This is a genomic window from Mobiluncus mulieris ATCC 35243 (assembly GCF_000160615.1).
Classification (GTDB): Bacteria; Actinomycetota; Actinomycetes; order Actinomycetales; family Actinomycetaceae; genus Mobiluncus; species Mobiluncus mulieris.
In genome coordinates, this window is record NZ_GG668520.1 from 140,196 (window position 1) to 159,499 (window position 19,304).

Consider the following 19,304-nt stretch of genomic DNA (forward strand, 5'->3'; position numbering starts at 1 on the left):
CCCTCCCCTCCTCGCTTAATTAATCTTGGAAACGGGTCAATGTTATTATGCTGGGTATTTTACCGACTTTAGATGGATTAACCCTATTCCTAGGACTTTTTTGTAAAAATCTAGCGATGATCCACTCGATGGGTCAGGAAATCTCCCAGATACTGAACCGCCATCACGATAACCCCGATAACGACTATAGAAACAATCATGGTGTCACTCTGCCAGCGGAAACGACCGTAGTTAATTGCCATTGCCCCCAGTCCGCCGCCGCCAAGCGAACCGGTAATCGCCGTATAACCAATGATGGTAATAACCAACACAGTGGTGGATTGCATGAGTGCCGGCAAGGCTTCGCGCACCTGTACTCCCCACATGATTTGGGTGCGAGATGCCCCCATCATCTGCGCGGCCTCGATTTTTCCTTTATCCACCCCCATGATGTTAGATTCCACCAAGCGGGCAAAGAACGGAGTCGCCCCGATAATCAAGGGTATAGAGGATGCCTGCCACCCGACAGTGGTGCCCACCACGAGGCGTGTAAGTGGGGTCAAAAACACGGCCAAAATCAAGAAGGGAATAGAGCGACCCAAATCTATGATGAACCCCGTAATCTTATTCACCACCACGTTGGGAATCAGTCCATCCTTACTGGTAGCAACACAAAATAGTCCCAGGGGAATCCCTAACAGCACAGCAAAAACCCCAGAAATAGCCGAGATAGCTAAGGTTTCCAAGGTAGCGGGCAGCATTTCCTTGGTAATAGCTGGGTTATCCCCCCAGGTGGGATCGCCATAACCCGTAGCAACTATGGTGAAAATATCAGACGCGAACTGAGTAAATATGGGATTAATCAAGTAAATCACCGACCTTTTTGGTTTCGATTTCGCGTTCGGTGGCATCAATACCTTTGGAACGCATTGTCGTCAACAGGTGGGAAACATTTTCCCGGGGCACCGCTAGAGCGAGACGCCCCACCTGGGTGGCACCGACAGTTTCAAAGGTTCCGGCCGCCACATCTGCCCCCTCGGCCGCCACCAGACCCATCACCGCTGATCCGGTGGGCTTACCAGGGGTGGAGTTAAATGCAATATCTATCACCGCTGCGGTTTTCCCGTTAAGTTTCGGAGTTTCGTCCAGACGCGGCAGGGGCACCAGCTCCAAAGCCAAACGGCTGTTGGGTTGGGTCAAAATTTCTTCCACCGTGCCGGACTGAATAATTTTTCCGTGTTCCAACAGAGTCACTGAGTCACAAATTTCGCGAACCACCGACATTTCGTGGGTGATGATTATCACGGTAACCCCCAGATCGTCGCGCAGCTGGCGAATCAACTGCAGCACCTGGCTGGTGCTTTCCTGGTCTAGAGCCGAGGTGGGTTCGTCGCACAACAGCACCGGTGGGTTCGTCGCCAAACCCCGAGCGATACCCACGCGTTGTTTTTGTCCCCCCGACAGTTGCGACGGGTACGAACTGGCGCGGTCTTTCAAACCTACCAGTTCCAGCAGACGCATCACTTGTTCGTGACGCTTCCCGCGCGGCACCCCTGACAAATACAGAGGATAGGCCACATTCCCAGCCGCAGTGCGTGAATCCAATAGATTCGCGGCCTGAAACACCATGCCGATATTACGTCGGGCTTCACGCAGTTGGGATTCGCTGAGAGCGGTCATTTCTTGACCGTCGACGGTAATCGAACCCTCGGTGGGCTGTTCCAAAGCGGTCAAACAGCGGATTAGCGTGGATTTGCCAGCCCCGGACTGGCCGACAATACCGTGGATAGAACCTTTGGATACCTCGAGGTTGATTCCGTCCAGAGCACGCACTATCCCCCCGGCTGCCGACTTCACGTGGTAAATCTTCGTGACATCCTTTAGCGCAATCATCGTTTCAGTCGTTTTCATCTGCTTCATTCTACCCCGTTAAACTTGGGTTCATTTTCAGGGGTTCATGAGGTGCTAGCCCGGATGTTGGACGTAAATTGAAATTTCCCCGGTCCGCTGGATCGCAGCGGGTTCCGGGGAAAGGGCGCGCCCGAAGGGACTCGAACCCCCAACCTTCTGATCCGTAGTCAGATGCTCTATCCATTGAGCTACGGGCGCAACAGTGTTTTAGTTTAAGACTTCTGGCTTAGATTTCCAAATTCGCTAAGCCTCGCGCAATTACTTACCGCCCCGCGAGAAAACTTGCTATATGTCGGTTACCCGGTTACCGGAACTCGCGAGGAACCGCAAACCCTAAAATTCCAAAGCAGACCGAAACAGCGGATTTGCGAAACTCGCACTATTACAGCAAAAACCCCGCCTTATCACCAATAAGACGGGGGTCTGGCGGAGACGACAGGATTTGAACCTGCGAGGGACGGATGCCCCTAACACCTTAGCAGGGTGCCGCTTTCGGCCGCTCAGCCACGTCTCCAAGGGTTTTAACTGTACCTAAAATCTAGGTTTTTTCCAACCTGTGGGAACTAGGGGAAGACATGAGAAAATTAGATATGATGGAAAAAGAAGGATACGGTCGATTTTAGATGGGCAACTCATGAACAATTTAGTAAAAATGCGGGAAAAAGCCCGAGATCCCAACACACCTTTGACCACTTTACAGACCATCGCTCAAGATTACCCGACTTTACGTCCGTCTTTAGCCCTCAATCCCTCGACCTACCCTGATTTACTTAACTGGCTGCGGGAACTCAACGATCCTGAAATTAACGCAGCTTTATCCGAACGTGCCGACCGAGAGGGTCAAGAGGCAAAACCCCACCAAACAGACCAGGAAGATTCTAAAGACCCTGACAGCAATCCGCCAATCACCCAGTCGGCGCCAGTGGAAGATACCCCGGTGGACGACATTGATATCACCGACCAAATTATCGAGGTAGAACCCGACGACGTTCCCCTCGACTATGAAGTTGATTACGACGAGGAATACGAACTTAACGAAAACGCTGAATACGAGGCAGACTACCAAGAGGAGCCCTCGGCGGTGTCTAGTCCCCACCCAGCCGCCGTGACTTCCCCAGTGCCGCCCCCGGACAGCGCTATGTCCGCCCGCGTCGCCGCTCCGAAACCCGATACAGCCGACTTGGATTCTAAGGGCACCGCCCGGTCACTGTCGAGTGCCGAAGTCGCCAGACGACGCCGCACCAGTTTCCTCGTGATGCGGACTTTGCTGGGACTGATAGCCGTGGCCATAACCATCGGGGTGATAATCACCAACATGGGCGGCTCGAAGCGCGGCAGCTCGGCCGATATTTCGGTAGACAGCCCCACCCCCATCACCACCGGCCACCCTGGTACGAAAGCTCCGGCTAGCGGAACAGCTACCGTCACCGAATTACCCCCCGGCTACACCGGTCCCGTGAAAACTATTGAAGTTCCCGGTGCAGTTCCCGGCCAGAGCATCAAAAAAATCGTTCCCGACCCGGAGGCAAGCGCGAAATCCTCCGCTTCCAACTCGGCATCGCCCAGTACCTCCGCCAGCGCTTCGCCCAGCGCCACCCCCACTCAAACCCCCACTCAAACCCCCACCAATCCTCTGGCACCGGCAGATAACGCCAAGACCTCCGGCAGCTTCACCACCACCGATGGAAACGTACGCTGCGTATTTGCGGCGGGACAAGTGCAGTGCTACGCGAACACCATTAAGGCAGCTACCAACTGTGAAACTCGACAAAACGACACGGGATACACACTGGTATTATCGGGGTCGAACACTTTGCAAGCCGATTGTGTGCCCCCGCAAAACATGCCGACCGAAACCACACTGCAGGCCAATGAAACCGCCAAAAACGGGCGATTTGCCTGTAAAAATTCACCAGCCGGCAACTCGGTGATGTGTTGGGATACTAAAGACGGAGACGGATTTGTAATCGGAAAGAACGCGGTGCGCCGCTTTGGTACCGGTTCGAAACTGCCGGAATTTCCCGGCTAAGACCCCCCGAAACTAAGAGGCGGCCACCCCGCGATTAGCGGAAACCTGAGCCATATCGAGATTGCGTACCTGGTGGAGCAGCTCGTCCAATTGGGTGCCCTGCAGCAGGCCAGCCTCGCGGAAAACCAATATAGATTGACGGAAAATCATCAAGGTCGGAATGGAAACAATCCCCGCCGCGCTGACCAGGGATTTTTGTTCCTCGGTGTTGACAGTACCGAAGTACACATCGGGATTACGGATGGAAGCTTGCTCGTACACGGGAGTAAACAACCGGCACGGCGCACACCAAGAAGCCCAAAATTCCAAGACTACGATGTCATTGTCGCTCATAGCGGATGCCATGTTCTCTTGTGTAACGACCTGAACAGCCATTTCAGAATCCTCCCTCCACTTTGAATGTTATCATAGAATTACTAATCGTCTTCCTTATAAAGCTGCGCAGCAACGATTTCCGCCAGTTGAACTGCGTTCAAGGCGGCTCCTTTACGCAGATTGTCACCACAAACCACCATAATCAGCCCCCGGTTATCCGGGACGGCCTGGTCTTGGCGGATTCGCCCCACCAAGCTGGGGTCGATTCCAGCCGCATCCAACGGAGTGGGTACGTCTTGCAGCTTGACTCCCGAGGCACCCGAAAGCGCTTGTTTTGCCTGCTCCACGGTGAGGGGGCGCGCAAATTCGGCGTGAATCGTGAGAGTGTGCGAAGTCAACACGGGAACCCGCACGCAAGTACCAGAAACCAACAAGTCCGGGATGCCCAAAATCCGGCGTGATTCATTACGCAGCTTTTGTTCCTCGTCGGTTTCCAGCGACCCATCGTCGACATAACTGCCAGCCAAAGGCACCACGTTGAAAGCAATCGGGGCGGCGTATACCTGCGGTTTCGGCCAAGACACCGCGTGTCCATCGTGTACCAGCGCGTCAGTATCCTGAGGCACTTTCACCGCTGCGAGCATAGTTTCGAGTTCTCGCACTCCCTTAAGCCCAGAGCCGGAAACCGCCTGGTAGGACGACACGGTGAGGCGGCGTAACCCCGCCAAGTCGTGCAAGACTTTCAAGGGTGGCATCGCAGCCATCGTGGTACAGTTCGGGTTGGCGATGATTCCTTTGGGGCGTTTGGCGAGGTCGCCGGGGTTTACTTCGGCCACCACGAGGGGACAGTCCGGGTCTTTGCGCCACGCCGAGGAATTGTCCACCACCACTGCCCCGTGTTCCGCAAACTTTGGGGCGAATTCGCGAGAGGCCGCAGCCCCGGCTGAAAAAATCGCGATATCCACCCCCGCGAGGTCGGCGGTGGCGACATCTTCCACCGTGATTTCCTGGTTCTGAAAAGAAACCACGGTGCCAGCCGAGCGCGGCGAAGCAAAGAACCGGTAGTGGGTGGCCGGGAAGTTTCGCTGTGCGAGAATTCGGCGCATTACCCGGCCAACCTGGCCGGTAGCGCCCACCACTGCTAAAGTTAAGTCCTGTTTCATCGTCCGGTACCTCCGTAAACTACTGCTTCTACTTCACTGGAATCCAAACCGAAAGCCGTGTGTACCGCCCGTACTGCATCGTCGAGCTGGTCGAGGGACACCAGGACGGAAAGCCGGATTTCAGAGGTGGAAATCATGTCAATGTTAATGCCGGCAGCCGAGAGCGCCCCAAAGAGTTTCGCGGAAACCCCCGGGTTGGTGCGCATCCCCGCGCCAATCAGCGAAAGCTTCCCCACGTTGCCGGTGTGCGCTATCTTGGCGTAGCCGATTTCGTTTTGAGCAGCTTCCAAAGCTACTAGGGTAGCCTTCGCGTCCACGTGTGGCATGGTGATGGTCAAGTCGGTAGCACCCTTTTGCACGGTGGACACGTTTTGCACAATCATGTCGATGTTTGCCCCGGCTTCAGCGATAATCTCGAAGATATGCGCGGCGGAACCCGGTTTATCGGGCACCCCCACCAAAGTGAGCTTGTCTTGTGAACGGTCGTGGGCAATACCGGAAATAACTGGGCCTTCCACGGTTTCCTCCTGACAGTAGTGGGTTAGGGCACTTTCAGGGACAATGCCTTGGAGTGCCGGATTAGCGGTAGTGTTAGAAATCCAGGTGCCATCTTTTTCGGAAAAAGACGAGCGCACATGCAGGGGCACCCGGTAGCGGCGCGCAAATTCCACGGCGCGCAAGTGCAAGATTTTGGCTCCATGAGCCGCCATTTCAAGGGTGGATTCAAAGTCGATGGTGCGAATGCGCCGCGCGGTGGGGACGATACGCGGATCGGCAGTAAACAAACCGTCCACGTCGGTATAAATTTCACACACATCAGCTCGCAAACTGGCGGCCAGTGCCACGGCAGTGGTATCCGAGCCCCCGCGGCCGAGCGTGGTGATATCGTCGCGCTTGTTCACACCTTGGAAGCCCGCCACAATCGCGACATTACCCTCATTGATAGAACGAGCGATGCGCTCGGGCATCATCGAAACAATCGCGGCTTTGCCGAAGTGGTCGTCAGTGTGCACCCCCGCTTGTTGTCCGGTGAAAGACAGAGCGGTTTCCCCCAGTTCATTTACCGCCATGGCCAGCAATGACATCGAGATTCTCTCGCCCGCCGACAGCAGCATATCCATTTCGCGCTCTGGGGCGTGAGCCGTGACCTGAGCCGCCAAGTCGAGCAGGTCATCGGTGGTGTCCCCCATAGCGGAGACCACGACAACCACGTTGTGGCCGTGTCGCTTGGTTTCCACGATGCGTTTGGCCACACGTTTAATCGCTTCCGCGTCGGCAACGGAAGATCCACCGTATTTCTGCACTACCAGAGCCATCAAAACCTCCTTTGAAGGTGTTTCTGGGCTTCCCGCTAATATCTCCCACCACCGATTCCGAAAATCCCGATAATTTCCATCAAGAATGCGCGGGGCCGAAGCCATATTTGCGAGCAACAGGGTTAATCTATCGTGTTTTCAACAAAAAACAGTAATTTCGTGATTATTCCAAGCTGTGTCTTCCTTCCAGAGCACGGCTCAGAGTCACTTCATCGGCGTATTCCAAGTCGCTGCCCACCGGAAGCCCGCTGGCCAAGCGTGAGGCCGGAATCTGGAGCGTCGCCAGCAACCGAGACAGATACGTAGCGGTGGCTTCCCCTTCCACATTTGGGTTGGTGGCGATGATGACCTCTTTGACCTTGGCATCTTGCAGGCGCTCCATCAGGGATTTGATGCGCAACTGGTCGGGTCCAATACCGTTTATAGGGTCGATTGCCCCGCCCAGCACATGGTAAAGCCCCCGGTAGGAGCGGGTTTTTTCCAGGGACGCAATATCCTTGGCTTCCTCTACCACACAGATGAGCGAGCGGTCGCGTCGAGGGTCGACACAAATCTGGCAGACCGGGTTTTCGGTGATATTCCCACAGGTTTCACAAAACCGAATCGTGTCTTTCGCGGTTTGGAGCGTCGCCGCCAGGTTTTTGATGTTTTCCGGGTCGGTTTGCAGTACCCAAAACGCGATGCGTTGGGCTGATTTTGGTCCCACTCCGGGCATTTTCCCCAGCGCATCAATCAGGTTTTGCAGGGCATCGGTGAAAATCTGGCTCATCGGGATTTGTTACTCCCGTCGAGAATTTTTCCGCCCAAGACGGCCTGAGCCGTCTCGATTCCCGGGAGCATCTCAGCGGCGGGGGCAGTGAGTTGCAAAGGTTTAGTTCCGGATTTCACCGGTGAGGTTTTGGGTTCCGGTTTCGGGGCTGCCACCGGTTTCGGGGCTGGTTCGGGTGCATGAGGTGCCCGCTCCGCTTCCTGGATTGAGGCAAGTTTTGGTGCCGATTTGGGTTCGGGCTCATGAGGTGCTGGCTCGGGCTCCGGGCTGGGCTCCGCAACGAGCGGCAGTTCAGGTTCACAATCCGGTTCCGGGGGATAGTCCGGTTCCGGGGGAAGCGACTCGGAATCCGGTGGGGCGGGCAACCGAGATACAGATTGGGGTGCGGTTGACGGCGAACTGGGAGCCCCAAAACCAGCCACCACCCCGGTTACCACTACGTTTTGGCCGGTTACCTGGGTAATAACCCCAGCCAAAGCACTAACGTGGCGTTCCCCAAAGGCTCGCAACATCCCTTGGTTTTGGAAGGCTATTTCGACGGTATTGCCCCGCATTCCTTGCAGCTGGCCGTGAGTGGACAGCAAGCTTTCGGTAGCGGAGTGATGGGCTTTTAAAACATCCATAATCTCGCCCCACCGGGATCGGATTGCCTCGTAGTTGTCGGATGAGGCTGGCATGGCGGATTCCAGGGCAGCTTTTGCGGGTTTCAAAGTGGTTTTACCCGAAACCGCTTCGCCCGAAATTCCCCAAGGCGTGGGTTTAAATTCCCAGACCGGCTCTGGTTGTGATTCTTGCGGGGACGGAGCTGGCACCTCATGAACCCTGGGAGAAACAGCGGCAGGCACCGGAATTGGCGCAGCGGACGAAACCGGTGCAGCGGACGAAACCGGTGCAGCGGACTGTTGCGAAACAGCCGTAGGGGCAGCCGGGGCGGGAACCGCAGGAAACCCGGCAGACGAGGCTGCGGCCGAAACAGCCGGTGTAGAGACAGACGATACCGGAACAGCCGGTGCCGGTGCGGACACGGCACCCCCAGACACGCCGAGCGAGGCGGCCGGCTCCCCAGCCTCCACGCCGAACTCCAGCAGTAACTGCGCCACCAGCAACTCCAGGGACAAACGCGGCGAAGAAGCCCCACCCATTTCACTCAAACCCGCATTGACTTGTTCGGCTGCCCGGGTCCAAGTGCGCGGGGGACGCGCCGCTACCTGAGCCCGCATGGCCGAGAGCTGGACGGCCGGAATATCACCCAAAACCGCTTCGCCACCCACCCCCGCCAAACGCAAAATCACTAAATTGCGCAGGTATTGCAAGAGATCTTCCACAAAGCGACGCGGATCGTGTCCGGTTTGAATCATGCGGTCAACCACCCCGTAAGCATCCGCCCCACAACCGTCAACCAGGGCATCCACCAATCCTTGCAATAGCCCCGAATCCGTGTACCCCAACAGAGCCACCGCTCGGTCATAGTGCAAGATTGGCTCGGCTTCCCCCGCCATCAACTGGTCGAGAATCGACAGGGAATCACGCACTGAACCCCCACCGGCTCGCACCGCAAGACCCAGCACGCCATCCTCTACCTTCACCCCCTCGCGGTGACACAAATCCGCCAGATAATCGCGCAGAATCTCGGGGGCAACGAGGCGGAAAGGATAGTGGTGAGTGCGGGAACGAATCGTGCCGATGACCTTGTCCGGATCCGTGGTGGCAAAGATGAATTTAATGTGCTCCGGGGGTTCCTCTACCAGTTTCAGTAAGGCATTGAAACCCGCAGCGGTGACCATGTGTGCTTCGTCAAGGATGAAAATTTTGAAACGGTCACGAACCGGCGCAAATGTCGCGCGTTCACGCAATTCTCGGGCATCATCCACGCCCCCGTTAGAAGCCGCGTCAATCTCTACCACGTCGAGAGAACCTGACCCCCCGGTGGCTAAATCCCGGCAGGAATCGCATTTCCCACACGGAGTCGGGGTGGGTCCCTCGACACAGTTCAAACAGCGCGCCATGATGCGCGCCGAAGTGGTTTTCCCACAACCACGCGGCCCGGAAAATAGATAAGCGTGGTTGATGCGGCCATTGGCCAGCGAGGCTTCTAGCGCCTTGGTAACGTGGTCTTGGCCGATGACCTCGGCGAAAGTGTCGGGGCGATAGCGTCGATACAGGGCAGTCATCATGTCTCTACTTTAGCGCGAGGGGCTAGGCCAAAAATTACGCTTTGCCGCATCCCCTAGGAAAGGCTGGGATTGCAAGGGAAACTCGGGATATTAGCTGGCACCTCATGCAGCGGGAGGCACCGCCAGCCTCGAGTCCCCCACGCAACAAGCAGCCGACGGGAGCGAAGATAGAGGATTCCCCGTACACCCGAAAGAGCGCCCTTATCCTTGCTGCCTTCCGGCCCTGGGGAGGTTCAGACGATATCGCCGCACGGGGAATCAAGGTCTATTTTACTGGAAGGGCGACGCGGGGGGAAATCTGGAGGGAAAATCGGAGAAAAGTTGGAGGGAATCCAGAAGGAATCTAGAGAGATAGGCAAAAAATTTCTTAAATAAGTAAATCTAGGAGGCGGATTTGCTTATTTAAAATCTGGATTGGGTTGCTCGCGCCGAAACACAGCGTTTTACGCCGAGAGAGCCGTATCGGCCGCTACAATCACGAATTCACCGGCTATGACCTGATTGGGACGCGGACGCGAGGGCATATCGGATTCGCCGACACAAATTGTAAGGGGAAAGCCCACATTGGCTTCGATTACCCAGAAGTTTTGGCCAGTCAAAGTGTTGGAATGCAGTTCGGCAGCCGTGATTTCCCCCGCCAAGACTGCCCCGGCGTGGGCGCCTTTTTGTGACAGTACTGACACGGCTCCCATGGAGATAAAGGTCGGGAGGGTGGCGGCAGGGTCGGCGGGGGTTGGCGGGGTAGGGACGTTTTCATGAGGTGCCACGGGGGTGGCGGGTTCATGAGGTGCCACGTGAGCCGAGGCAAAGATTCGGGCAGTTTCGGAATTCGCATAGCTACGTGCCCCCTCGTAGAGTTCGACGCGCTGCGCCAAGGCGGCTACGGCCAGCTCGCCCTGACCCCCGCGGCCCGGCTGGTTTTCCAGCCCGGCACGCAAAGCCACGCAGGCTTGCCCCACTGTCTGGCCGTTAGCATCGCGAAAATCAGCTAACGCGAAGCGGTCGGGCATCTCTACCCACCGTGCCGCGACGGTGGTGGTCGCCGCGAAATCCTCGTGAATATCTTGAATCTTTTCGTCAACCACGTCAAACACTAAAACCGCTCCACTGCGGTCTTTTGAAATAAAAACTCCATTCTTAATGTCGCCAGCTACCGGGGTACATTTATCGGAGGCCTGCGCCAAGACCTCGTCGGCGCGAGCCTCGGAGGTCATTTCAAAACCAATCGCCCTCCAGGTAGCACCGGTGGTAAATACGTGGGAGGAAGAGGAAGCGGGAGGTTGTGACATGGATTCTCCTTAGAATATTACGGGACTGAGGTAATTCTAAACCAGTTCGGGTTTCAGGACAGAGAAATTCACAGCCATTTTAAGCTACAATAGTCACCGGAGCCGCTGAGCTACCTAAGGTTACCCCCGAAAAACCAGACTTTTCCGCGTCATGACGCGCTAAACTAACGGGGAGTTTCCGGAACGAACCCGGTGGCTGCCAACCCAACAGTCGAAGACGATAAGTAAGGAAAACATTAATGGCAAGGATTGTTGTACTGGGTGCCGGCATCTCGGGTCATACGGCTGCCATGCATTTGCGCCGCAAGCTGTCCCGACGAGAACACGAGATTGTCGTGATTTCACCACGCGCCAACTGGAACTGGGTTCCCTCTAATATTTGGGTTGGAACCGGGAAAATGGATAAAGAAAAAGTGGTGTTCCCCCTGGCTCCGATTTATCGGCGTAAAGGGGTAATTTTTCACCAGGCCGCCGCCAAGATTATCTACCCAGAAGGCCGAGATAATGACACCAAACCCCAGGTAGAAATCGAGTTCACTGCGGGGAAAAACCAGGGGCGACGCGCCTTTGTCCACTATGATTACTTGATTAATGCCACCGGCCCGAAGTTGAATTTCGCCGCCACCCCTGGGTTGGGACCAGATGCCGGAAATACGTATTCCGTGTGTACCCCCGACCACGCCCAACAGGCCGGCGCGGCCTTCCAAGAACTCGTGGCCGAGTTGAAGGCTGGGGGGCACAAGCGAATCGTAATTGGTACCGGCAATGGGTCTTGTACCTGTCAGGGCGCGGCTTTCGAGTATTGTTTCAACACGGAATTCGATTTGCGCCAGGCCGGAGTACGCGACCAGGTGGAGTTGGTTTACCTGACGAACGAAGAAAAACTGGGTGACTTCGGGATGCATGGAATGCGATTTCGGGAAAATGGTTATAGCACCGATTCGCAGCTGTGGACCGAGTCGCTTTTCCGGGAACGTCAGGTAAAGGCTATTACCGGAGCCGGGGTGCGCGAGGTGCGAAAGAACTCGCTGACCTGGGAGGATTACGACGGGAATATGCATGAGTTAAATTTCGACTTTGCCATGCTGCTGCCGCCATTTACCGGGGTTCCGCTAGAGGCTAGGAAACCGGACGGTGCCCCTATCCCGGAGATGTTCAACGCAGCGGGGTTCATGAAGGTGGATGGGAATTACGCCTCAAAACCCTACGAGGAATGGTCACATAAGGATTGGCCTTCAACCTACCAGTCCCCGCTGTATCGCAATATTTTTGCCATCGGGATTGCCTTTGCTCCTCCGCACGGGATTTCCAAGCCGCATCAGACCCCCAATGGAACGAATATCTCTCCGGCTCCCCCGCGAACCGGGATGCCTTCAGGCAGCATCGGCAAGGAAGTAGCTATGTCTATTGTGGACTTAATCAAGAAAGGCTCTAACGCTCCCCTGCACGAAGCCTCGATGGCGGTGCTGGGGGCGGCCTGTGTGGCTTCCACTGGTACCGGGCTGAAGAACGGATCAGCAGCTGCCATGGTGATGTTCCCGATTGTACCTAACCAGGAAAAGTATCCAGATAATGCAGGGCGACATCCCCGCTTGAGTTTTGGGAAAATCGGACTGTTTGGACACTGGACAAAATTGCTGTTGCACTTCGGGTTTATCTACAAAGCTAAGTGGAAGCCTTTCTGGTGGATTATTCCGGAATAACAAAGATAAGGATTTGACGTGATTTACGTTCAAAACAATGGAAACACTTGACCTAGTTGACGAATCTTAGCTGATTTATCATGCCGGTTACGCTTCCTCTAAGTAATTGACGTGGTTGACTATAAATTGACAATTTGATGACTGACAATGAACTCAACGCTTGACGAAAGGAAAGCTTTATGAATGAAGAGACTTGGACTATAGAACAGATGAGTCCCGAAACCAATGAACGCATCGCCAATGCGCCGAATCCTTCCCCGGCGACTCTGCGACGTCGGCAAAATCCACTCCTGCAGCTATTCGCTTTTGCGGGTTTTAACTGGCGGATTTTGCGCTTGGTCACCATCGCGAAATTCGGTGGTCACAAATAGCGTGTGCCGCCGTTCCTTGGGTCGGGTTCATGAGGTGCGAGCCAAGATTACCGGCTAGGCTACATGGTGACCAGCCAGCCATAAAAGGCCTGACCCAGCGAGAGCCCCCCATCATTGGCAGGGATGCGCTGATGTGTCAACCAGGTCAACCCATGTTCTTTGACAGCTGCACCTATAAGCTCGGTTAATAGAGAATTGAGTGCGCTGCCGCCGGTGATACCGGCGGCAGCGCACTCATATTCTGCAGCCAGCGCACATGTGGTGGTGGCAAAGAGTTTTGCCACCACCACATGAAACCGAAACGCCAGTTCCCCCGGGCATATTCCGGCCTTTATCCCCGCTACCAGCTCGGTGATAATTCCCGCCATCGGCAGTTCCCGGGCAGCGGGGGGTACAGTCCCAATTCCCGACTGGGAAGCAGCCGCTTCGCAGCTGACTCCGGTTTGGGGCGGCGGGGAAGCCGTCCATTGCGCCACTACCGGGCCATCACTCAAGGCGCTACCGAGCTGGAATAGGTAGCTGTGAACAATCTGCGCGGCGGCAAGGGGGTTTTCCGCCTGCCAACGCCTCGCAGCGGTTTGTACCGCGACTGGGGCGGCGGCCTCGTGACTTGAAATCTCGCACAGCCCCAGCAATGCCGCCACCGCATCAAAGTAACGTCCCAAGGCGCAAGACCAGGGGCTGGAACCGGAATCCACCTGGGATAACACCGTCTGGCCAAGGGAGCTGCACCAGCGTGACTCCAAAGGTAAACCGGTGGCGGAAAGCCCCAGGGAGCGCAACAGTGCCACTGCTTGACGCCACGGTTCGCGCACCGCCAAGTCCGCACCCGGTAAGGGGAAATACGGCAGATGAGCCAGACGCGGCACGCCCGCTTCGCCTTGCGCCGCCACCCTGGACGTATCCACCAAGAACACTTCAGAACCCCAGATTTTCGCGTCATCACCGTAGCCGGTGCCATCCACGGCTATCACAATAGCGCGGGGGACGCGGGTTTCAGCCAAGAGCGACAGGGCATGTGCCCGGTGATGTTGCAAAGCTAGCAGCCGTAGCGTCCGGCCAGAATCCCGGGCTGATGCCACGTAGCGCTCCGCCCAGGCAGTGGTGGCATAGTTCGGATGCAAGTCACGAATCACAATGGTGGGATGCTCGCGGTGAATCTTGGTTAACTGTCCGATAGCTTTTTCATAAGCCAACTGCGACGCCAGTGAACCCATATCCCCCAGATGAGCCGAAGTAAAGGCCAATCCATCCCTAACTAAGGTAAAAGTATTCTTCAATTCACCGCCTACTCCCAATATTACTGGATTGACCTGATTGACGCTTATGCATGGTTGTGACGCGGGGTCTCGCGATGGTTTTTCGGGCAGGGGGAAAGGCAGCGGCACGTAGCCGCGAGACCGACGCACCGGCAAAAAAGCTGTCTTTAGACTTAGGGAACTAGGTAAGGTGAGCGGCGCGGCCATAATCACCGAGTCTTCTACTGGCACGGCAATGCCCCGGTTGTGCAGCAAAAAAGTATCGGCGATACTTCCCAGGCGACGTAAGGCATCCGCATTCGTGTAACACAGGGGCTCGCTAGACAGATTCCCCGAAGTCGCTACTACTGGTCGTCCCACCCGTTCTAAGAGCAGCAAGTGCAACGGGGTGTAGGCCAGCATCACTCCCAGGTTGTCCAACCCGGGTGCTACCGAGGGAGCAATAGCCGCTCCGTGACGCACAGCCAGAACTATGGGGTGGGCAGGAGAAAGTAATAGTTGTGCTATCGGGTTTTCCGGGGTATCAATATCCACCAGCGCTCTAGCCGCCGCGAAATCCGCCACCATCACCGCCAGGGGTTTACCGTCACGGTGTTTACGCCGTCGCAATCGCGACACAGCGGTTTCATTAGTGGCATCCACCAAGAGGTGAAAACCTCCCAAGCCTTTGACCGCCACAATCTTGCCCGACCTCAAATCCGCTGCTGCCGCGTCCAGTACCGCATCCTGTTCCGCCGGACTGCGACCACCCCGAGACCCGTCAACCAGGTCAACACCTAAGTCTTGGCTAGAAAAGGGGTCTGCTAGACCGGTGGGCAGCTCCGACGCAGCGACCAGCCACAGGTGCGGGCCACAGTCATAACAGGAAATCGGCTGGGCATGAAAACGTCGATCGCCAGGGTCGCGGTATTCAGCCGCACAAGCGGCACACAATGGGAAATCCCGCATGGTGGTTTGAGGGCGGTCATAGGGCAAGTCCTCGATAATCGACAGTCGCGGCCCACAGTTAGTACAGGTGGTAAAGGCATAGCCGTAACGCCGGTTCCCGGGGTCGCGAATATCCGCTAAGCAAGCGGCACACAAGGACACATCCGGGGGTATCAAGGTGCGTGCCCCCACGCCCCCACGAGAGGCCACAATCCGAAACTCGTTTTCCGAGTCAACCACGTCAATCGTAGTTTCCTGGCACCTCATGACATAAGACAAAGGAGGTGCCTCATCAACCACCGCCGCGATAAAAGCCCTCAAAACCGACAACTCGCCCTGAGCCTCGATGAAAACCGAAAGGGAATCATTGCCGCAAAATCCAGTCAACCCCGCCCCAAAACGCGAAGCCACTCGGGCAACGTGAGGACGAAAACCCACCCCCTGAACGATACCAGTCAGAATCCAGCGTCGGCGCACCACCGTGTTGTCCATCAAGACTTTAGTGCCGCCCTGGCTTTACCTGCCAAGCCTCCCAGGCGGAACGCACGATCTGTTCCAGGTTATAGCGCGGCTCAAAATCCATAATCTGGCGAATCCGCGTGGAATCCGCAATCAAACGCGGGGGATCCCCGGCACGACGCGCACAAACCTCTGGAGTGAAATCAATCCCCGTCACCTTAGCAACCACGTCAACCACTTCTTTCACGGAATAACCGGTAGAAGTCCCCACGTTGAACACATGGTATTCCAAATCCTGACCAGCGGCTTCGGCACGGCTCATATAGTCCAAGGCCTCGAGGTGTGCCTGAGCTAAATCCTGAACATGCACATAGTCACGCACACAGGTTCCGTCCGGGGTAGGGTAATCATCCCCAAAAATCAGCGGATTTTCCCCCGCCACAATACGCTCAAACACCATCGGAATCAGGTTCAAAATCGCGGGATCACCCAAATCCGATGCCCCCGCGCCAGCAACATTAAAATACCGCAACCCAATCCAACGCAGTCCAAAGGCGCGTTGACAGGCCGCCATCATGGTTTCCCCAAACAGCTTCGTTTCTCCATAGGGATTAATAGGGCGTTTTTCAATATCTTCGGGCACGATTTCCGTGTCGGGCATCCCATAGACCGCCGCCGAGGAAGAGAAAATCATCTTGCCAACCCCGGCCTCCCCCATGGCTTGCAGCACCAAAGCCAGCCCGCCAATGTTTTGCTGGTAGTACCAGGCCGGCTTCTGAACCGATTCACCGACCTGTTTACGGGCGGCAAAATGGATTACGGCATCTACCCCACGCATGGCCGCCAATAGCTGCGGGTAACGCGAGGCATCGGCGCAGTCCAACTTCACCAGTTCCGCCCCCCCAATACGCTCGGGTGAACCGTAGGATAAATCGTCAACCACGACAATTTCATCCCCGCGTGTTTCCAACAATCGCACTACGTGAGCGCCAATATAACCGGCTCCACCAACCACCATTACTTTCACTGCATTCCTCCTAGTTCACGGTGTTTTCACCGAGGTGGAAGGTCTCGACCGCCCAGGGGAAACCCCACTGGAACAGCGCCGCCACCACCGCCAATATCACAATCATAACTTCCAAAATCCGTAACCACTTAGGTCCGGGCAGAATCGAAAAAATCCAGGCATACATTGAGCAACCCCCCTATTGCGCCGGAGTACCCGCCGGAGTACCCGCCGACGCATCCCCCGTCGCCCCGCCAGCGCCACCCACCGACTGCATTGCCGCGATGCCCTGCAAAGCCACCGGACGCCCCGCAGAACGCGGCACCCAATATGACAGTTTGGAATACACAATAAAACGCTCGGTACTCCCATATTCCGGGTGACAGGTCGTCAAGGTCATCAGTCGCTCAGTAGGCACCGTATCCTTAGGCTTGTGGGGCACCGGGTGGATGACCTCGCCCTGGGTGGGTAACACCACTTCGGTGGAAGACACCTGGTAGACCAGCCACGCCTGGGCAGTTTCCACCACCAGCGGATCCCCAACCTGCAGTTCCTCTACGCGGCGAAACGAGTTGCCATACGAACGCCGGTGTGCCGCCAGGGCAAAGTTGCCTATTTCTCCCGGCCCTTGAGTTTCCTGATAATGCCCAGCATATCCCGTGTCCAAAACGGCACTGGTGGTGCCCTCCATAATAGGGATTACCATTGCGTCCCAACGCGGCACATGCAAAGTACCGAAGGTCTGACCAAAGGGCGGAATCGTCACCGGCGGAGGCGGGTCAAACCGCTGTTCCTCGGTGGTTTTAGTAGCCTCTTGCACCCCCGATTTCGTGAAAGATTCCACCGCTGCGGCTCTCGCCCCCTGCACCTGCCAGGTAGTGACATAGAGCTGCCACACCACAAACAAGGCCAGCACCACCCCGGCAGTCAACATCGTTTGTCCCACCCCCGACATGACCAGCACAGAGACAGAGGTTTTCCGTTTCCGATGCGGGGAATTCGCCGCCACCGGACTGGTCGCCTTATTGGGTTTTTCACCCATCAGAGTGTCCCAGTCCGGTTCGGATTCTACTTTGGTGGGGAATGCTGGGGTGAGGTGGGGTTCATGAGGTGCTTGGGGTTCATGAGGTGCTGGCACCTCATGAACCGGGTTCGAAGCGGCCACCGAACCGACTACCAGCGGCGACCCAACCCCCGTCGAACCCGCTTGTTCCCGCATTTCGCGGCGCTGCCGACGCGAGATTCGAGGCGGCGCAGAGTTTCCAGGAATTGAGCTTCCGGGCACCGAACTTACAAACCCTAAGCCTTCAGGCGCCGAACCAGAACCTCCCGGCATCGCATCCCCAGACATAAACCCACTCTCCCACCAAGAAAAAATTAGACACTTCAATTTTACCAATTTCCGCGCAACGCGACGAAAAGATATCATAGAAGCTAGATTTAAAATGTCTTTTACTTGATAGGGGAAACTGTGCCTGAATCAAAGAAACGCAAGCGCGACGCGAAAAAAGTCCAGTCCGACAGTGAACTGCGCCCCTCGTGGACCGAGGATATCAAGCGCTCACCACGGTGGTATGCGCCGCTGGCGGTAACGATTATGCTGCTGGGGCTGCTGTGGATTGTGGTTTTCTATGCCCTGGCCTTGGGATTTGGCGGCTACAATCTCTTGGGTATCGGCCAATGGAACCTCGCCGTGGGATTCGGGGTTATTATGGTTGGTTTCATTATGCTGATGTGGTGGAAATAAGACCCGCAACTCATGAACGGTGACCCAGGGGACACCGACGGGCAGCTACCATCCGCGACCTAGCAAAACGAACCGGGCGCAAAACTCGAAAACAGGGTAAGCGGCAGAATCCCGAAAAGCTAAACCAAAGGGAGACTGGCTCGCCAACCAGTCTCCCAGAAGTTTTAAATCACACGCGCGGCAGCGAATCGCCGCCCCGACACGCCGACACGGCGCAGCGGCTATTTATCTTCGCCTTCCTCGCCGTAATCCGTAACCACCACCAGGTCGTCGTCGTCAATATCTTCCCAAGATTCCTCGGCCCAGGGGTCTTCAACCGGACGCGACCGGCTCCACAACACAAAACCGATGACCGCAGCGGCGCCAGCCACCACAACAGTCAACAGCCAAGGGTGGCCGATTGGGCACTTTTTCTTCGGTGGATTCAACGCTGTCATGACACCATCACTCGCTTTCATAACTTTACTTTTCAGGGAACCTTCACCGGTAACCGCCTTGGTTACGGCGTTTTGCGCCGCTTGGGCTCGCGGCAGCAGGTCTCGTTTCATTCTAGCAGAGAATTCCTCGACCGCATCACGAGCCAACACCACCGTGCCCGCAGCGTTTTGCGCCACGTCGCCAGAAACCCGCTTCACACAGTCCATGTCCAGGCATTTCGCGAAATTATCCAACATCAATATCCTTTCCAATATGGGTTCTGGGTTCCAGACATTTTCAAACCTAAAATCCCAACCATGCTCAAGCCGAGTTATTGACTCAGCGGGTGCAGCTGTCTCTATTTTGCACCTTTTTTGGCAAACTTGCCACCGATACACCGTTGTTTTGTATTCAGATTCAGCAACGCGCTTGTCCAGGCTTGTCGGGATTCCAGGTTTTCGACACATTTC

General features: G+C 56.0%; 17 protein-coding genes, 2 tRNA genes and 1 other RNA gene. 4 read left to right on the top strand and 16 right to left on the bottom strand.

The window, feature by feature from the left end:
- Positions 1–110 precede the first annotated feature (110 nt).
- The 4 genes from HMPREF0577_RS08620 to HMPREF0577_RS08635 all read right to left on the bottom strand — a co-directional run bounded on the left by HMPREF0577_RS08620 (position 111) and on the right by HMPREF0577_RS08635 (position 2,404).
- The gene (locus HMPREF0577_RS08620; RefSeq protein WP_004013960.1) at positions 111–845 is read right to left on the bottom strand and encodes a methionine ABC transporter permease; all 735 of its coding nucleotides are present in this window, start codon (positions 843–845) and stop codon (positions 111–113) included.
- Complete coding sequence (locus HMPREF0577_RS08625; protein ID WP_004013961.1) at positions 838–1,890, bottom strand: methionine ABC transporter ATP-binding protein; 1,053 nt, start codon at positions 1,888–1,890, stop codon at positions 838–840. The genes HMPREF0577_RS08620 and HMPREF0577_RS08625 overlap by 8 nt, the downstream gene beginning before the upstream one ends.
- 125 nt (positions 1,891–2,015) lie before the next feature.
- Positions 2,016–2,088 (bottom strand) — tRNA-Arg (locus HMPREF0577_RS08630).
- Between the two features lie 226 nt (positions 2,089–2,314).
- Positions 2,315–2,404: transfer RNA gene (locus HMPREF0577_RS08635), tRNA-Ser, on the bottom strand.
- A gap of 120 nt (positions 2,405–2,524) precedes the next feature.
- On the opposite strand from HMPREF0577_RS08635, the gene HMPREF0577_RS08640 reads away from it, so the two are divergent.
- Positions 2,525–3,919 carry a variant leucine-rich repeat-containing protein gene (locus tag HMPREF0577_RS08640; RefSeq protein ID WP_004013440.1) on the top strand — a complete coding sequence of 465 codons (1,395 nt, stop codon included), beginning with the start codon at positions 2,525–2,527 and terminating at the stop codon, positions 3,917–3,919.
- Between the two features lie 12 nt (positions 3,920–3,931).
- Here the strand turns inward: HMPREF0577_RS08640 and HMPREF0577_RS08645 are convergent, their stop codons facing one another.
- The 7 genes from HMPREF0577_RS08645 to HMPREF0577_RS08675 all read right to left on the bottom strand — a co-directional run bounded on the left by HMPREF0577_RS08645 (position 3,932) and on the right by HMPREF0577_RS08675 (position 10,945).
- Positions 3,932–4,294 carry a thioredoxin domain-containing protein gene (locus HMPREF0577_RS08645; RefSeq protein WP_004013441.1) on the bottom strand — a complete coding sequence of 121 codons (363 nt, stop codon included), beginning with the start codon at positions 4,292–4,294 and terminating at the stop codon, positions 3,932–3,934.
- A gap of 41 nt (positions 4,295–4,335) precedes the next feature.
- Positions 4,336–5,397, bottom strand: a complete 1,062-nt coding sequence (locus tag HMPREF0577_RS08650; RefSeq protein WP_004013442.1) for an aspartate-semialdehyde dehydrogenase — start codon at positions 5,395–5,397, stop codon at positions 4,336–4,338.
- Entirely contained in the window at positions 5,394–6,713 is a 1,320-nt protein-coding gene (locus HMPREF0577_RS08655; RefSeq protein WP_004013963.1) for an aspartate kinase, read from the bottom strand. The genes HMPREF0577_RS08650 and HMPREF0577_RS08655 overlap by 4 nt, the downstream gene beginning before the upstream one ends.
- A 163-nt stretch (positions 6,714–6,876) precedes the next feature.
- Positions 6,877–7,482 carry a recombination mediator RecR gene (recR, locus tag HMPREF0577_RS08660; protein WP_004013444.1) on the bottom strand — a complete coding sequence of 202 codons (606 nt, stop codon included), beginning with the start codon at positions 7,480–7,482 and terminating at the stop codon, positions 6,877–6,879.
- The gene (locus HMPREF0577_RS08665; RefSeq protein WP_004013445.1) at positions 7,479–9,656 is read right to left on the bottom strand and encodes a DNA polymerase III subunit gamma and tau; all 2,178 of its coding nucleotides are present in this window, start codon (positions 9,654–9,656) and stop codon (positions 7,479–7,481) included. The genes recR and HMPREF0577_RS08665 overlap by 4 nt, the downstream gene beginning before the upstream one ends.
- Before the next feature lie 167 nt (positions 9,657–9,823).
- Positions 9,824–9,919: signal recognition particle sRNA small type (ffs, locus tag HMPREF0577_RS10575), an RNA gene on the bottom strand.
- A gap of 180 nt (positions 9,920–10,099) precedes the next feature.
- On the bottom strand, positions 10,100–10,945 hold the full coding sequence (locus HMPREF0577_RS08675; protein WP_036342777.1) for a hypothetical protein: 846 nt from the start codon (positions 10,943–10,945) through the stop codon (positions 10,100–10,102).
- Positions 10,946–11,184: 239 nt separating this feature from the next.
- Here HMPREF0577_RS08675 and HMPREF0577_RS08680 point away from each other — a divergent pair, with 239 nt between their 5' ends.
- Together HMPREF0577_RS08680 and HMPREF0577_RS08685 are read left to right on the top strand one after the other, a co-directional pair.
- On the top strand, positions 11,185–12,648 hold the full coding sequence (locus HMPREF0577_RS08680) for an NAD(P)/FAD-dependent oxidoreductase (protein WP_004013447.1): 1,464 nt from the start codon (positions 11,185–11,187) through the stop codon (positions 12,646–12,648).
- 179 nt (positions 12,649–12,827) lie between these two features.
- The gene (locus HMPREF0577_RS08685; protein WP_004013448.1) at positions 12,828–13,019 is read left to right on the top strand and encodes a hypothetical protein; all 192 of its coding nucleotides are present in this window, start codon (positions 12,828–12,830) and stop codon (positions 13,017–13,019) included.
- A gap of 59 nt (positions 13,020–13,078) precedes the next feature.
- On the opposite strand, the gene hypF is transcribed toward HMPREF0577_RS08685, so the two are convergent.
- From hypF to HMPREF0577_RS08705, 4 genes are read right to left on the bottom strand one after another with little or no spacing between them, the layout of a single operon-like run.
- Positions 13,079–15,697 carry a carbamoyltransferase HypF gene (gene hypF / locus HMPREF0577_RS08690; protein ID WP_004013449.1) on the bottom strand — a complete coding sequence of 873 codons (2,619 nt, stop codon included), beginning with the start codon at positions 15,695–15,697 and terminating at the stop codon, positions 13,079–13,081.
- A 7-nt stretch (positions 15,698–15,704) separates the two neighbouring features.
- Positions 15,705–16,691 carry a UDP-glucose 4-epimerase GalE gene (gene galE / locus HMPREF0577_RS08695; RefSeq protein WP_004013450.1) on the bottom strand — a complete coding sequence of 329 codons (987 nt, stop codon included), beginning with the start codon at positions 16,689–16,691 and terminating at the stop codon, positions 15,705–15,707.
- Positions 16,692–16,701: 10 nt separating this feature from the next.
- Complete coding sequence (locus tag HMPREF0577_RS11590; protein WP_004013451.1) at positions 16,702–16,857, bottom strand: hypothetical protein; 156 nt, start codon at positions 16,855–16,857, stop codon at positions 16,702–16,704.
- A gap of 12 nt (positions 16,858–16,869) precedes the next feature.
- Positions 16,870–18,021, bottom strand: coding sequence for a class E sortase (locus HMPREF0577_RS08705; RefSeq protein WP_004013452.1), 1,152 nt, complete (start codon positions 18,019–18,021; stop codon positions 16,870–16,872).
- Positions 18,022–18,141: 120 nt separating this feature from the next.
- Here HMPREF0577_RS08705 and HMPREF0577_RS08710 point away from each other — a divergent pair, with 120 nt between their 5' ends.
- Complete coding sequence (locus tag HMPREF0577_RS08710) at positions 18,142–18,417, top strand: cell division protein CrgA (RefSeq protein WP_004013970.1); 276 nt, start codon at positions 18,142–18,144, stop codon at positions 18,415–18,417.
- A 221-nt stretch (positions 18,418–18,638) separates the two neighbouring features.
- On the opposite strand, the gene HMPREF0577_RS08715 is transcribed toward HMPREF0577_RS08710, so the two are convergent.
- On the bottom strand, positions 18,639–19,091 hold the full coding sequence (locus tag HMPREF0577_RS08715; protein WP_004013971.1) for a hypothetical protein: 453 nt from the start codon (positions 19,089–19,091) through the stop codon (positions 18,639–18,641).
- Positions 19,092–19,304: the final 213 nt, after the last annotated feature.

Bases quoted from the DNA above. Each gene is read 5' to 3' on its own strand.
- HMPREF0577_RS08685 (WP_004013448.1), top strand. From the start codon at position 12,828: ATGAATGAAGAGACTTGGACTATAGAACAGATGAGTCCCGAAACCAAT.
- hypF (WP_004013449.1), bottom strand. From the start codon at position 15,697: ATGGACAACACGGTGGTGCGCCGACGCTGGATTCTGACTGGTATCGTT.
- HMPREF0577_RS08665 (WP_004013445.1), bottom strand. From the start codon at position 9,656: ATGATGACTGCCCTGTATCGACGCTATCGCCCCGACACTTTCGCCGAG.
- recR (WP_004013444.1), bottom strand. From the start codon at position 7,482: ATGAGCCAGATTTTCACCGATGCCCTGCAAAACCTGATTGATGCGCTG.
- HMPREF0577_RS08655 (WP_004013963.1), bottom strand. From the start codon at position 6,713: ATGGCTCTGGTAGTGCAGAAATACGGTGGATCTTCCGTTGCCGACGCG.
- HMPREF0577_RS08715 (WP_004013971.1), bottom strand. From the start codon at position 19,091: ATGTTGGATAATTTCGCGAAATGCCTGGACATGGACTGTGTGAAGCGG.
- HMPREF0577_RS08705 (WP_004013452.1), bottom strand. From the start codon at position 18,021: ATGTCTGGGGATGCGATGCCGGGAGGTTCTGGTTCGGCGCCTGAAGGC.
- HMPREF0577_RS08650 (WP_004013442.1), bottom strand. From the start codon at position 5,397: ATGAAACAGGACTTAACTTTAGCAGTGGTGGGCGCTACCGGCCAGGTT.
- HMPREF0577_RS11590 (WP_004013451.1), bottom strand. From the start codon at position 16,857: ATGTATGCCTGGATTTTTTCGATTCTGCCCGGACCTAAGTGGTTACGG.
- HMPREF0577_RS08645 (WP_004013441.1), bottom strand. From the start codon at position 4,294: ATGGCTGTTCAGGTCGTTACACAAGAGAACATGGCATCCGCTATGAGC.
- HMPREF0577_RS08675 (WP_036342777.1), bottom strand. From the start codon at position 10,945: ATGTCACAACCTCCCGCTTCCTCTTCCTCCCACGTATTTACCACCGGT.
- HMPREF0577_RS08640 (WP_004013440.1), top strand. From the start codon at position 2,525: ATGAACAATTTAGTAAAAATGCGGGAAAAAGCCCGAGATCCCAACACA.
- HMPREF0577_RS08680 (WP_004013447.1), top strand. From the start codon at position 11,185: ATGGCAAGGATTGTTGTACTGGGTGCCGGCATCTCGGGTCATACGGCT.
- HMPREF0577_RS08625 (WP_004013961.1), bottom strand. From the start codon at position 1,890: ATGAAAACGACTGAAACGATGATTGCGCTAAAGGATGTCACGAAGATT.